Source organism: Hydrogenophaga sedimenti (genome assembly GCF_051857515.1).
Lineage (GTDB): Bacteria > Pseudomonadota > Gammaproteobacteria > Burkholderiales > Burkholderiaceae_C > Hydrogenophaga.
Genome location: NZ_JBPZHA010000010.1, coordinates 53,674 through 67,823, shown reverse-complemented (window position 1 = coordinate 67,823; position 14,150 = coordinate 53,674). Strand labels below are relative to the sequence as shown.

Annotated in this window: 12 protein-coding genes; 6 read left to right on the top strand and 6 right to left on the bottom strand. The window is 65.3% G+C overall.

Annotated features, from left to right (window positions below; translation table 11 throughout):
- Positions 1-16: 16 nt before the first annotated feature.
- Genes ACS5NL_RS16505 through ACS5NL_RS16490 form a run of 4 tightly spaced genes read right to left on the bottom strand, consistent with a single transcriptional unit; the run spans position 17 to position 4,897 of the window.
- Complete coding sequence (locus tag ACS5NL_RS16505; protein ID WP_015014593.1) at positions 17-949, bottom strand: electron transfer flavoprotein subunit alpha/FixB family protein; 933 nt, start codon at positions 947-949, stop codon at positions 17-19.
- The gene (locus tag ACS5NL_RS16500) at positions 950-1,699 is read right to left on the bottom strand and encodes an electron transfer flavoprotein subunit beta/FixA family protein (protein ID WP_015014594.1); all 750 of its coding nucleotides are present in this window, start codon (positions 1,697-1,699) and stop codon (positions 950-952) included.
- Between the two features lie 24 nt (positions 1,700-1,723).
- Complete coding sequence (locus ACS5NL_RS16495) at positions 1,724-3,505, bottom strand: acyl-CoA dehydrogenase (protein WP_108625260.1); 1,782 nt, start codon at positions 3,503-3,505, stop codon at positions 1,724-1,726.
- Positions 3,506-3,529: 24 nt separating this feature from the next.
- Complete coding sequence (locus ACS5NL_RS16490) at positions 3,530-4,897, bottom strand: MFS transporter (protein ID WP_012436225.1); 1,368 nt, start codon at positions 4,895-4,897, stop codon at positions 3,530-3,532.
- A 92-nt stretch (positions 4,898-4,989) separates the two neighbouring features.
- Here ACS5NL_RS16490 and ACS5NL_RS16485 point away from each other — a divergent pair, with 92 nt between their 5' ends.
- Positions 4,990-5,442 (top strand): transposase, encoded by a 453-nt coding sequence (locus tag ACS5NL_RS16485; RefSeq protein ID WP_015014596.1) that lies wholly within the window; start codon positions 4,990-4,992, stop codon positions 5,440-5,442.
- Positions 5,443-5,630: 188 nt separating this feature from the next.
- Here the strand turns inward: ACS5NL_RS16485 and ACS5NL_RS16480 are convergent, their stop codons facing one another.
- Entirely contained in the window at positions 5,631-6,680 is a 1,050-nt protein-coding gene (locus tag ACS5NL_RS16480; RefSeq protein WP_015014597.1) for an MBL fold metallo-hydrolase, read from the bottom strand.
- Between the two features lie 335 nt (positions 6,681-7,015).
- Positions 7,016-8,056: an AraC family transcriptional regulator gene (locus ACS5NL_RS16475; RefSeq protein WP_439354979.1), complete on the bottom strand. Its 1,041-nt coding sequence runs from the start codon at positions 8,054-8,056 to the stop codon at positions 7,016-7,018.
- 194 nt (positions 8,057-8,250) lie between these two features.
- Here ACS5NL_RS16475 and ACS5NL_RS16470 point away from each other — a divergent pair, with 194 nt between their 5' ends.
- The 5 genes from ACS5NL_RS16470 to ACS5NL_RS16450 are packed head-to-tail and all read left to right on the top strand — an operon-like array spanning position 8,251 to position 14,146.
- Positions 8,251-9,396, top strand: a complete 1,146-nt coding sequence (locus tag ACS5NL_RS16470) for an acyl-CoA dehydrogenase family protein (RefSeq protein ID WP_015014599.1) — start codon at positions 8,251-8,253, stop codon at positions 9,394-9,396.
- A gap of 2 nt (positions 9,397-9,398) precedes the next feature.
- Positions 9,399-10,475 (top strand): CaiB/BaiF CoA transferase family protein, encoded by a 1,077-nt coding sequence (locus ACS5NL_RS16465; protein WP_015014600.1) that lies wholly within the window; start codon positions 9,399-9,401, stop codon positions 10,473-10,475.
- The gene (locus ACS5NL_RS16460) at positions 10,472-12,139 is read left to right on the top strand and encodes a long-chain fatty acid--CoA ligase (RefSeq protein ID WP_015014601.1); all 1,668 of its coding nucleotides are present in this window, start codon (positions 10,472-10,474) and stop codon (positions 12,137-12,139) included. Before ACS5NL_RS16465 ends, ACS5NL_RS16460 begins: the two co-directional genes overlap by 4 nt.
- A gap of 28 nt (positions 12,140-12,167) precedes the next feature.
- Positions 12,168-13,349: a thiolase family protein gene (locus ACS5NL_RS16455; protein ID WP_015014602.1), complete on the top strand. Its 1,182-nt coding sequence runs from the start codon at positions 12,168-12,170 to the stop codon at positions 13,347-13,349.
- A gap of 11 nt (positions 13,350-13,360) precedes the next feature.
- Positions 13,361-14,146: an enoyl-CoA hydratase/isomerase family protein gene (locus ACS5NL_RS16450; protein WP_015014603.1), complete on the top strand. Its 786-nt coding sequence runs from the start codon at positions 13,361-13,363 to the stop codon at positions 14,144-14,146.
- The last annotated feature ends 4 nt before the right edge of the window (positions 14,147-14,150 follow it).

Genomic DNA, 14,150 nt, shown 5'->3' with positions numbered 1-14,150 from the left:
GTGTATCTCATCCAAGTTAAAAGGCCTTGACGAGTTCCGGCACAGCCGCGAACAGGTCCGCCTCCAGCCCGTAGTCGGCCACGCTGAAGATCGGCGCCTCCGGGTCCTTGTTGATCGCCACGATCACCTTGGAGTCCTTCATGCCCGCCAGGTGCTGGATCGCCCCCGAGATGCCCGCCGCCACGTACAGCTGCGGCGCCACGATCTTGCCGGTCTGGCCCACCTGCAGGTCATTGGGCGCGTAGCCCGCATCCACCGCCGCGCGGCTCGCGCCGATGGCCGCGCCCAGCTTGTCGGCCAGCGGGGTGATGACTTCGTCGAATTTTTCCTTGCTGCCCAGCGCACGGCCGCCGGAGACGATGATCTTGGCCGCCGTCAGTTCGGGCCGGTCGCTCTTGGCGATTTCGCTGCCCACGTAGCTGCTCTTGCCGGTGTCTGCCGCTGCGGTTGGCGTTTCCACTGCTGCGTTGCCTCCGGTCGCCGCTGTGGCGTCGAAGCCGGTGGTGCGCACGGTGATGACTTTGGTGGCGTCGCAGCTTTGCACGGTAGCGATGGCATTGCCGGCGTAGATGGGGCGTTCGAAGGTGTCGGCGCTCACCACCTTGGTGATGTCGCTGATCTGGGCGACGTCGAGCTTGGCGGCCACGCGCGGGGCCACGTTCTTGCCGCCGGCCGTGGCCGGGAACAGGATGTGGCTGTAGTTGCCGGCGATGGCCAGCACTTGCGCGGCGACGTTCTCGGCCAGGCCGTTCTTCAGGCTGGCGCCGTCGGCGTGGATGACCTTGGCGACGCCGGCGATTTGCGCTGCGGCCTGGGCGGCTGCACCGGCGTTTTCACCGGCCACCAGCACGTGCACGTCGCCACCGCAAGCGGCTGCGGCCGTCACGGTGTTCAGGGTTGCGCCCTTGATGGATGCGTTGTCGTGTTCAGCAATAACGAGTACCGACATTTAGATCACCTTCGCTTCGTTCTTGAGTTTTTCGACCAGGGCGGCCACGTCAGCCACCTTCACGCCGGCGCCGCGCTTGGCGGGTTCGGTCACCTTCAGGGTCTTCAGGCGTGGGGCGACTTGAACGCCGAGGTCTTCGGGCTTGATGGTGTCCAGCGGCTTTTTCTTGGCCTTCATGATGTTGGGCAAGGTGACGTAGCGCGGTTCGTTCAGGCGCAGGTCGGCGGTGATGACCGCGGGCAGCGTGAGGCTGAGGGTTTCCAGGCCGCCGTCCACTTCGCGGGTCACGGCTGCCTTGTCGCCGGCGAGCTCGACCTTGGAGGCGAAGGTGGCTTGCGGCAGACCGGCCAGCGCCGCCAGCATCTGGCCGGTCTGGTTGCAGTCGTCGTCGATGGCCTGCTTGCCCAGGATCACGAGGCCGGGCTGTTCCTTGTCGATCAGGGCCTTGAGCAGCTTAGCCACGGCCAGCGGCTGCAGTTCTTCATTGGTCTCGACTAGGATGCCGCGGTCGGCACCGATGGCCATGGCGGTGCGCAGCGTCTCCTGGCATTGAGACACGCCGCACGAGACGGCGACGATCTCCGTTGCCGCGCCTTTCTCCCTGAGCCGCACAGCCTCTTCGACGGCAATCTCGTCGAAGGGGTTCATGCTCATCTTGACATTGGCGATGTCCACGCCGCTGCCATCGCTCTTGACGCGGACCTTGACGTTGTAGTCAACCACCCGCTTGACGGGAACCAGGATTTTCATGGGAGGGTTTCCTTTCAGGATCATTCAGAGTTGATCGTCCGCCAGGGCCAGCGTGCTGGCGGCGCCGCCCGTGACGATGTCGCGCAGCATCGGCGCCTGCACCAGGACATGCGCCGCGTAATGGCTGGCTGTGGCGCGCTTGGTACCGAGAAAGCCCGCATCGCCCGCGCCCGCCGCGAGTTGCGCGGTAGCGGCTTCGGCCATGCGCGCCGACAGCCAGCCGCCGATCACGGTGCCCGCCAGCCGCAGGAAGGGCACGGCGCCCGCCGCGCACTGCGCGGGTTGACCGTCGTGGGCCAGCAGCCAGTCGGCCGCTTCGTCCAGCGCCTGGGCAGCGGCTGCCAACGCGCGGCCGATCTGCGCCAGCACTGCATCGGGCGATTCGACCAACCGGCGCGCATCGCCGTCGATGCGGCCCAGCAGCGCCTTCAGCGTGCGCCCGCCCTCGCGTGCCAGCTTGCGGCCGATCAGGTCGTTGGCCTGGATGCCCGTGGTGCCTTCGTAGATGGTCGTGATGCGCGCGTCGCGCATGTGCTGCGAGGCGCCGGTTTCCTCGACGTAGCCCATGCCGCCATGCACCTGCACGCCGTCGGACGTGATGCCCTGCGCGCTGTCGGTACACCAGCCTTTGACCACCGGTATCAGCAGGCCGACCAGGGCCTGCGCCTGCGCGCGCTCCTGCGCATCGGCGTGGCCCGCGGCGCGGTCCATCTGACCGGCGCAGAAGTAGGCCAGCGCGCGCATGGCCTCGGTGCGGGCCTTCATGTCCATCAGCATGCGCCGCACGTCCGGGTGGCCTGCGATGGCGGTGCTGCCGCTGATCAGCGGCTTGCCCTGCACCCGCTCCAGCGCATAGGCGCGTGCGCGCTGGTAGGCGCGCTCGGAAATGCCCACGCCTTCCAGGCCAACGTTCAGCCGCGCGTGGTTCATCATGGTGAACATGCAGGCCAGCCCCTGGTGCGGCTCGCCGACCAGGTAGCCGATAGCGCCGCCGCTGTCGCCAAAACTCATCGACGCCGTGGGGCTGCCGTGGATGCCCATCTTGTGCTCAATCGACGTGCAGGCCAAGTCGTTGCGTTCGCCCAGGGTGCCATCGTCGTTGACCAGGTACTTCGGGCACAGGAACAGCGAGATGCCTTTCACCCCCGGTGGCGCATCGGGTAGGCGCGCCAGCACCAGGTGCACGATGTTCTCGGCCATGTCGTGCTCGCCCCAGGTGATGAAGATCTTGTTGCCGCTGACGCGGTAGTGGTCGCCCTCGTGTACGGCACGGCTGCGCAGCGCGGCCAGGTCGGAGCCGGCCTGGGGCTCGGTGAGGTTCATGGTGCCCGTCCAGCGGCCCTCGACCATGGGTGCCAGGAAGCGGCGCTGGAGTGCGTCGCTGCCATGGTGCGCAATGGCCTCCACCGCGCCCAGCGTGAGCATCTGGCACAGGCTGAACGCGAGGTTGGACGACTTCCACATCTCCAGCACGGCGGTGGAGACCAGCGTGGGCAGGCCCTGGCCGCCCCATTCGGTGGCAGCGGGCATGCCGTTCCAGCCGTTCTCGCAGAAGCTGGCCCAGGCTTCGCGAAAGCCGTCGGCGGGCGTGACCCGACCATCGTGCCAGCGCGCGCCCTGCACGTCGCCGGGGTGGTTGAGCGGATCCAGCACGCCAGCGGCGTAATTAGCCGCCTCCTGCAGGATGGCCTCGACCAGGTCGGGCGTGGTTTCTTCATGGTCCGGCTGGGCGCAGATCGCGTCCAGGCCGCCGACCTCTTTCATGGCGAACAGCATTTCGCGCAGGGGGGCTATGTAGACAGACACAGCGAATTTCCTTGATGGCTACGATCAGGCGTTTTGCGGCGTCTGTTGCGACGGGCGCAACTCGCGTGCAGCCTCTTGCGGGCCCACCGACGCCGGGCCGCCATGCCTGATGAACGCCAGGGCGATCGAGCCGATGATCCCGAAAGCCCCGATCACCAGGAAGTTCTGCTCCAGCGGCAGCTCAAGCGCAACGATCTGGCCGATTAGCAGCGGCGCCGCGATCGCGCCCAGGCGCCCCACGCCGGAGGCCATGCCGATGCCGGTCGAGCGGATGGACATCGGGTAAAACTGCCCGCAGTAGGCATAGGCCACCAATTGCGCGCCGGTGGTGCAGGCGCCGACCGCGCCGATGATCAGATAACGCAGCTCGGTCGAGGTCTGGAACGTCATCAGGTACAGCAGCACGCCGCCCAGCGCATACATCCCCACCAGCACCCACTTGATGTTGAACTTGTCGGCGAGCCACCCGCCTCCCACGGCACCGATGATGGCGCCAACGTTCAGCGCGATCACGAAGCTGAGGGCAGACCCCAGGCTGTAGCCAGCCATAGCCATCAGCTTGGTCAGCCAGCTGCTGAGCGCATAGACCATGAACAGGCCCGAGAAGAAGGCGATCCAGAACAGCACCGTGCTCGGGCCTCGCCCGTCCTGGAACAGCCGGGAGACCGGCGCACCCGCCACGCGGTCGGCGGTGGGCACGACGAACTGGGCGTCCGCCGGGTGCTTGACTCCCGGCTGGAGATTACGGGCCACTTCGGCCAGTTCGCCGTTGCGGCTGCGCGAGATCAGGTAGGTCATTGATTCCGGCACCAGCTTCAGGATGAACGGAATCAGCAGGACCGGCACACCCGCTGCGATGAAAACGACCTGCCAGCCGTACTCGCCGATCAGCTGCTTGCCGAGCACCGCGGCCAGGATGCCGCCCAGTGCGTAGCCCGAAGTCATCAGCGCCGTCATCAGGCTGCGGATCTTCTTGGGCGAGTACTCGACCATCTGTGCCACGATGACCGGCAGCACACCGCCAATCCCCAGGCCCGCGATGAAGCGCACCACGCTGAAGCTGATGGGATCCTTGGTGAATCCGGCGGCCGCGGTGAACACGCTGAACAGCATGACGCCAATGGAGAGGGCCCAGCGCCGACCAATCCGGTCGGACAGCGTGCCCAGAACCATGGCGCCGAACATCATGCCGAACAGGGCCGAACTGGCCATGAAACCGGCAGTCGATGCGTTCACGCCCATCTGCTGCATGATGGACGGCAGGGCGATGCCCACCACGGCGATGTCATAGCCGTCGATGATGAGAATCAACAGGCACCACAGAAGCACCTTGGCATGAAAGCGGTTGAAGCGAGCGTCGTCGGCGAGCTTCTGCATGTCGATTTGGCACACGTGTTTGTCTCCTTTGGGTTAGGCTCTGGATCGTGGGGCGGCGGTCATCGCCGCTCCGCTACATGTCGTCCAGCGCACACAAGGAATCCTAGGTGCCGGTGCTGCGAGCCGCGATGACGAAGCGCCCCGATCGAATGACAAACGGCCCCTTTCTGAGAGCACTGTTCAAGTGCGCCAAGAGGTCAGGCGTCAAGCTGAATATGGTCGCCCGTGCGGCTGATATTCCAGCACGAAGGGCGCTTCTGCCTGCTGGGAACACCCCGGCAGTGTTGGGTGCCCAGGGGCTCACGCCCCATCGTCGGCGCACGCCTCAACGCCAGACCCTGTACGCCTTCGCCGCCGTCAGCACGCACGATGGCGTGATTGACTCTCTGGTGCTGCCCTGGGCCAACGCTGAGACGATGCAGGTGTTCCTGGCCGAGATGGCGCGACGCCATGCCGTCGAGTTCATCATGATGGTCATGGATCAGGCGGGTTGGCACATCGCGGGTCACTTGGATGTGCCACAGAATATGCGCCTAGAGTTTCTGCCAGCCTTGAGCTGAACCCGGTCGAGCATCTGTGGAAGGTGCCGTGCCAGGATTGGTTTGCCAACACGGTGTTCAAAGAACTGGAGGCCGTACACGACGCGCTGGTGCAAGGACTCATTGCTCTCGAAACACATCAGCAAAGAACCCAGTCAATGACAGGCTTGATTGGGTTACTTCTATATCCTTGAGGGCAAATTAGTGCATCAGGCGAGCCGATAGCGCATTGCACCGTCTTCGTCTTCTGCAGACACGATTTCCCCACGCTGGTCGAGATAGTTTAGGTGGGCGAGCGTCTCTCCGGTCGCGAGGTTGAGGTGCATTTGCTCCGCAACAATGGACGAACGGTACAGGGCGCGAACCAGGTCGATGACCCTCAGAGGCTGCACAAGTTGTTGCCTGACGCGGTCGGTGCCTCTGACGGTGCTCGCACGCAGTTGCTCCAACCGTAGGTGCAGGCCATGGAAAGGTTCGTTGTGGGCAGGCAGAATCAGGGCGCTCCCAGGTACGCGTTGCATCAACCGGTCGATGGAATCGAGCCAGCCCTGCAGAGGATTCGCATGCGGCTCGGTGGCGTACACGGAGGTATTGGAACTGATCCTGGGAAGAACCTGATCCCCCGATATCAGCAAATCCAGTTCGCGCGAGTAGAAGCACGCGTGCTCGGGGGAATGTCCTGTGCCGACGATGACTTCCCATTCCTGGTCCCCGATCCGCAACATCTGGCCATCCGTGAGCCGCACAAAGCTGTCAGGCAATGGATGGATCATCTTACCGAAGTCACCGAACCGGGTGCGGTACTCATCCACCTCGGTGTCGCTCCATCCGGCCCTCCGATAGAAGCGAACGCCATCGACTGGCGCTTCCCGCCCCGTATCGGCAAGCATCACCCGACAGCTCAAATACTCGTCTCGTGTCATCCAAAGCGCGCATTCGAAGCGACGTGTCAACCATCCCGCCATGCCCACATGATCCGGGTGCATGTGCGTCGCTATCACACGGGAGATGGGACGGCCGGCTAGCGGCCCCTGCGGAGCGAGCAAGGCGAGCCACGCGTTCCTGACGTCCACGCTGCGAATGCCCGTGTCCACGACCGCCCAACCAGGACCGTCGCTCAATGCCCAGAGGTTGATGTGATCCAGGGAAAACGGCAGCAGCATGCGCAGCCACAGCACACCAGGCTTGATTTCCGTGGCTTGGCCAGGGAGTGGGAGATCCGAGAACGGATACGAGAGTGCCGGGGCTGCGTCGGTCATGATGCTTGATTTACATTCTGGCAGTGCCGCTCCAAATGGCACACAGCCATCACTCCTATGCAGTGCGAGTTCAGTTTTAGCTTAGGAAGCTTAGAAGTCAGCCTCAACGGGTGGCAATGACGAATGACCTCGATAGGCTGACGGAAAACATCTGCTTCCTGGCGCAGCCTGTCGCTGCGCTGCCGTCGGTGCAACTGCCTCAAGGGCTGCAAACAGTCTCTTGAGCGCACGAGAGCCTCGCTCGATGTGGGCCAAGGCCCGGCAGCTATGAAGGCGCCGATCTTCTCGGTGGTCGGCTACAGCCTCGTGGCCGTGCCGGAATTGGTCGAATGCCTCTATGTAGGGTGCTGCCCGCTGCGCGAGCGGGCGCGGTAGGCTCCCGGCGCGCTGCCGGTCCAGACCTTGAAGGCGCGCTGGAAGGCGGTGCTGTCGGTGAAGCCCAGGTCGGCGGCGATGGCGATGAGCGAGGCTTCGCTGCTGGTCAGGCGCACGATCGCCATGTCGCGCCGCAGTTGGTCCTTCAGTGCCTGGAAGGAAGTGCCCTCGGTGGCCAGGTGCCGCTGCAACGCGCTCACCGACATGTGCAGGCGCTGCGCGGTGACGGCCAGGTCGGGCCATTCGGGGCTGGCCCGCTGCAGCACCATGCGGACCCGCGCGCTGGCGCTGCGCTCGTTCAGGTGCGGACCCACCACGTTGCCCGGCGTGGCGCGCAGGAAGGACTGCAGCGCGTCCCGATCGCGCCGCACCGGCTGTTTGAAGGCGTCGGCGTCGAACCAGGCGGCCGTGCGCGGCTGCCCGAAGCACAGCGTACCGGAAAAGATGCGCCCGTAGCTCATCGCATGGAGCGGCTGCGCAAAATTGAAGTCGAATCGCTGCGGCACCAGCCGGCCGCCGTGCAGCCACAGCAGCAAGCGCCAGAACACGCGCAGCAGATGTGCGTGAAGGAATTCGGCATGTGCGCCCGCGCCGCCGCGCATCTCCAGCGCGAAGCCCCCCAGCGCGCCCTCGGTCACGGGCACCAGCGCCACGTCGTCCTGCAGCAGGGCGAAGGATTCGCTCAGGCGACGCAGGGCGTATGACAACGAATGGGCAGTGAACGCGCTGCGCACCATTAGCGCGAAGCTGCCCGGGCGCATGGGCCGCCCATGCAGGTAGCCCAGGCACTCGTCGTTCAGGCTGTCCTTGACGGCGATAAACAGCGCGTTGAACTGCTCCACGGTTACGCGCGAATCCTCCAGATCCAGTAGCGATTCGCTGATGCCTGCGCGCCCCAGCACGCCCTCCAGCCATTCTTGCGTGGCCAGCCCCTTGCCGCGCGCGCCGTCCAGCAGGCCATGCACGGCGAAGATAGGAGCAGTAAAGACGGGTTGCAGCATGGCGTGTGATCGAAGGGGTCAACGCCGGTCGCACGGGCCGAACGAAGTTATTTGTCAGTTGATTGAGGCAATCCGCCATCGCCCTTGCAGGGGCCAATTATTACGATTGTCGCATCCCCCAAAGCACTTCGGCAGTGGCGCTGTGCGGAACGCCCGGCGCGGGGTCAGAAGCCAACATACAAGGAGACACGCTCATGCTGCCACAGCTGTATCGCCACGCCTGGATGGACGGCGAGATCGACGCCTTTCGCGAGCAGGTGCGCCGCTACGTTGCCGCCGAATTTACTCCCCGGCTCGACGAATGGCGCCGCCAGGGCTACATCCCGCGCGAGGTCTGGCGTCCGTTCGGCGAGATGAGCTTTCTGCTGCCCGAGATGCCCGAGACCTATGGTGGTGCCGGCGCCAGCCTCGCCTACCAGCTGGTGGTGCAGGACGAACTGGCCAAGGCCGAGATGCCGGTCAATATCGCGGTGCACACCATCGCGTCGCATTACATCCTGGACTTCGGCACCGAAGCGCAAAAGCAGCGCTGGCTGCCCAAGGTGACGAACGGCGAGATGCTGGCCGCAATCGCGATGACCGAGCCGGGCTGCGGCTCGGATCTGAAGGCCATCTCCACGCGGGCCCGGCGCGACGGCGACCACTACGTGATCGACGGCGCCAAGACCTTCATCACCAACGGCTTCACCGGAAACCTGCTGATCGTCGCGGCGCGCACCAGTGGCGCGGGCAGCAAAGGGGTGTCGCTGTTCGTATTGGAGACCGAGAACCTGCCAGGCTTTCGTGTGGGCCGCCTGCTTGAAAAGATCGGCATGCAGGCCTCGGACACGGCGGAGCTTTTCTTCGACAGCGTGCGCGTTCCAGCCGACCAACTGCTGGGGGGCGTTGAAGGCCAAGGCTTTGGGCAACTAATGGGCGCGTTGCCCTACGAGCGCATGGTCATTGCAGTGCCGGCGGCGGCCGTCATCGACCGGGCGTTGGAGCTCACCATCGAATACACGAAGCAGCGCAAGATATTCGGCGCGCCTCTGTTCGACATGCAGACAACGCGCCAAAAGCTGGCCGAGATGGCGACCATCGCGCATGTGGTGCGCAGCTTCGTCAACGACTGTACCCAGCGACTGCTGGACGGCACACTCGACAACGAGGCCGCCTACATGGCCAAGTGGTGGTGCACCGAACAGCAGTGCCGCGTGGTGGACGAGTGTCTCCAATTGTTCGGCGGCTACGGCTACATGGCCGAGTACCCGATCGCGCGGATGTATGCCGCTTCGCGAGTGCAGAAGATCTACGGCGGTGCCAACGAGGTCCTGAAAGACCTGGTTTCGAGGAAGCTGTGAACATGCCGCACACGTCGCACACGCTGCAGTTGCCGCTGCACGGCGTCCGTGTGGTGGAGTTTGAGGGCATCGGTCCAGGCCCTCTGGCCGCCAGGATGCTGGTCGACATGGGCGCCGAGGTGATCGCGCTGGCACGGGCCGAGCAGGCTGCTGGGGCGCAGCGGCTGGGCGGGACGGTGGAGAACCCGCTGCACCGCGGTAAGAAGGTCGAGGTCATCGACCTGAAGTCGCCAGGTGGCAAGGCGCGCGCACTGGAGCTGATTGCCCAGGCCGACGCCCTAATCGAAGGCTTTCGCCCAGGGGTGATGGAGCGGCTGGGCTTTGGCCCCGCAGATTGCGCGGCGCGCAATCCCCGACTGGTCTATGGCCGGATGACGGGCTGGGGCCAGGACGGGCCGCTTGCCCAGGCCGCGGGCCACGACCTGAACTACGTCGCGCTGACGGGCCTGCTGTCGCTGTCGGCGCACAGGGGGCAGGCGCCCATCGTGCCGCCCTCGGTACTCGGGGACGGTGCCGGGGCGCTAGGCATGGCTTTTGGCATCGCCTGCGCGCTGGTCGATGCACGGGCCACCGGCCGTGGCCGGGTTGTGGACGCAGCCATCGTGGACATCGTGGCCATGCTGGGCACGCTGGTGCACTGGATTCGCGCCAACGGGCAGATCGACGGCGCACAGCCGAGCCCGTTCCACGATTCGCCGTTCTATGACGTGTACGTCTGCGCCGACGGTGGCTTCATCAGCCTCGGCGCGATCGAGCCGCCGTTCTACGCATTGCTGTTGTCCAAGTTGGGCCTGGCGGACGTGAACCCTGCAGACCAGTACGACACGGCGGCGTGGCCGGCGTTGAAGGAGCGCATCGCGGCCCTCATCCGCACCCAGCCCCAGGCGCACTGGTGCGCGCTGCTTGAAGGCAGCGACGCCTGCTTTGCACCCGTTCTCAGCCTGGCCGAGGCAGTGCGGCATCCGCACAACGCGGTACGGGGCATCTACCAGACCACCTCTTTCGGCGCCATCGAAGCGGCCCCGGCCCCACGGTTCCAGGCACTCAACGCAACCACCACCCAGGAGACAAAGAAATGACTGCTACCACCCACATCGTCCGCGGCTGCCCGTCCACCACGGGCAACGACCGCCAGCTCAACACCACGACGCTGATCCGGCACGCCGCGCGCACCCATGGGGACCAGGAGATCGTCTACCGCACACCCGATGGCGGCTGGGATCGCTACACCTATGCCGACTGCTACGCGCGCGTCTGCCGCAGCGCCAATGCGCTGCGCGCGCTCGGTGTCGAGCCCGGCGACCGGGTCGGCATCCTGGACTGGAACAGCCGACGTCACTTCGAGCTGTACTGGTCTATTCCCGGCCTGGGTGCTGTCATGTTGCAGATGAATCTGCGCCTGGGCCCAGAGGACCTGGGCTACGTGGTCGACCACAGCAAGGTGTCCTACGTTTGCGTGGACGAGTCATTACTACCCATTGCCGAATCCGTCGCAGCGAATTCGCCCCAGATCAAGGGCTGGATTGTCATGACCGACAAGCCGCTGGACCAGATCAAGACCACGCTGAAACCGCTGCTGCACTACGAAGACCTGCTGGCCGCCGCCGACACCCAGATCGACTGGCCCGAGATCGACGAAACCTCGGCCTACAGCGCCTGCTACACCACCGGCACCACGGGCAGGCCCAAGGGCGTGTACTACTCGCACCGCGGCATCTACATGCATTCCACGGGCATGGCCACCAATCTGGGCATGACGCTGGACGACTGTGTGATGCTCATCACCCCCATGTTCCACGGGCAATGCTGGGGCTTGCCGCAGGCCGCCACGCTGCTGGGCGACAAGATCGTGCTGCCGGGCCGCTATGTCGCCGAGGACACCAAGCCCCTGGTTGACGCCATGATCGCCGAGGGCGTGACGGTCGCCAACGGCGCACCGGCCATCTTCCAGCCCATGCTGCAGTACATCGAGACGATGCCGGTCAAGCCGGACTTCAGCCGCATGCGCATGCTGTCCGGCGCCTCCGAGCCGCCGCTGTCGATGATGATCGGTTTCTACAAACTCACCGGTGCCGAGGTGGTGCATGGCTACGGCGCCACCGAAGCCACGACGCTGGTGACGATGAACCGCCTCAAGTCCACGCTCAAGAAGCGCCTGACCGAGGAAGAGCGCTGGAACCTGAAGCGCAAGCAAGGTCTGGTGCTGACCGGGGTGGACATCCGCATCGTCGATGCCGACGACAAGGACTTGCCGCATGACGGAAAGTCGGCAGGCGAGATCTGCGTGCGCGGCCCCTGGATCACGGCCAGCTACCACGACATGCCCGACTCCGCAGACCGCTTCCTGGAAGGCGGCTGGTGGCGCTCGGGCGATGTCGGCACGGTGGACGAGAACGGCTACCTCAAGGTCACCGACCGCATCAAGGACGTGATCAAGAGCGGCGGCGAATGGATTTCTTCCATCGACATGGAAAACCTGCTCATGGGTCACCCCGCCGTGCGCGACGCCGCAGTTGTCGGCGTTCCGCATCCGAAGTGGCAGGAGAGGCCGCTGGCCCTGGTGGTGCTGAAGCCTGGCCAGCAGGCGACCCAGGAACAACTGCAGGAACACCTGACCAGCGCCTTCGCCAAGTGGCAGTTGCCGGATCAGGTCCTGTTCGTCGAGGCCATCCCCAAGACCAGCGTCGGCAAGCTCGACAAGAAGCGTATACGCGCCGAGCACGCGGATCGCTACGCCGAGTGACGCCGGCTTTTTTATCCAGGAGAACAACATGAAAGACCATGAACCCGTCATCGTCGGTGCGCTGCGCACCCCCGTGGGCAAGCGCGGCGGGCGCCTGCAGAAATGGCATCCCGTCGATTTGTTGGGCGAGACGCTGCGCCAACTGGTCGAGCACTCCGGCATCAACCCGGCCGATCTGGACGATGTGATCGTCGGCTGCGTGCTGCAGTGGGACCAGCAGCACGGCAACCTGGGCCGGCATGCCGTGCTGGCGGCGGGGCTGCCCGAATCCGTTCCGGCGGTGACGGTCGACCGGCAATGCGGCTCCGGCCAGCAGGCGGTGAGCTTTGCTGTGCACGGTATTCAAGCGGGTGCCTACCAGTTGGTCATCGGCGCCGGGGTGGAGTCGATGTCGCAGGCGCCCATGCCGCCGTCATTCAAGCCTGGTGCGCCGCTTGGCGCGCAATACAGCCCGAGCGAACTGGCGCGCTACCAGGACAACCCGCTGATACCGCAGGGCGCTTCCTCGGAGTTGATGAACAAGCGCTTTGGCCTCACGCGCGAGGCCCTGGATGCCTTCGCCGTGCGTAGCCATCGGCGGGCCACCGAGGCCTCGCAGGCTGGCCGCGTCAAGGATCAACTGGTGCGGCTGACCGAGGATCCGGCCGATCCGGACAGCCCGGTCGTCGCCGCCGACGAGGGCGTGCGCGCGGACCCCAACCCCGAGAAGATGGCCACGCTGAAAGCCGTGTTTGCCGCCGACGGCGCCACCACGGCCGCCAACTCATCGCAGATCAGCGACGGCGCCGCCGCGCTGCTGATCGCCAGCCGTGCCTACGCCAAGCAACACGGCCTGAAGCCGCGTGCGCGCTTCGTCAGCACCGCCGTGGCCGCCGCCGACCCGGTGATCCAGTTCACCGCTGTGCTCGACGCCACCCGCAAGGCACTGAAGGAATCGGGTCTGACCCTCGACGATATCGATCTGTTCGAAGTCAACGAGGCCTTCGGAGGCGTGCCGCTGATGTTTCAGCAGGAGTTCGGCATCCTGGACGACCGCCTCAACGTCAACGGCGGCTCGATAGCCATCGGCCATCCGCTGGGCTCTACCGGCGCGCGCATGCTCACTGACCTGCTGTGCGAGCTGGAGCGCCGGGGCGGCCGCTATGGCCTGCAGACGATTTGCGAGGCCTCGGGCACGGCCAACGCCACCATCATCGAGCGGCTTGGATGAGCGGGGCCACCATGAGCGAAGCCAGCGAAGTGCTCGTCAGCCGCGATGGCGCCATCGCCACCTTGACCATCAACCGCCCGCGCGCGAAGAACAGCTTGAACCGCGCGGTATTCGATGGCCTGCGTGCGCAGCTTGTGCAACTGCGCGACGACGATACCGTGCGCGCGGTCATCATCACCGGCGCCGAGGGCGTGTTCTGCGCCGGGGCCGACATCACGGCCTTCGATGCGCTGCGCGCCGAGCCGCTGCTGGGCGATCGTGCGGCGGCAGGCGGCCACTTTTGGTCGGAACTGGAGCGCTTCCCCAAGCCCGTCATCGCAGCGGTGGAAAAGCTCGCGCTGGGCGGCGGCACAGAATTAGCGCTGGCCTGCGACATCGCGATCGCTGGCGAGTCCGCCAATTTCGGTGTGCCGGAAGTCAAGCTGGGCGCCATTCCGGGTGCCGGGGGCACGCAGCGCCTGATCCACGCTATCGGCAAGTCCAAGGCCATGGCCCTGCTGCTGACCGGCGATTTCATCGACGCCCGCATGGCTTGCGATGCAGGCATGGTCGCCGAAGTGACGGCTGATGGCCAGGCCCTGCCGACGGCGTTGGCGATGGCCAACCGGATTGCAGCCAATTCGCCGCTGGCCGTGGCGCTGGCGAAAGATGCGGCACTGGCCAGCTTTGAAACTCCGCTCGCGCAAGGCCTGGAGCATGAGAAGCGCAATTTCCTCGTCGCTTTGCGTTCGGCCGACAACCTGGAAGGGCAAGCGGCATTCCTAGGCAAGCGCACACCCAACTTTACCGGCCAATAGCGCC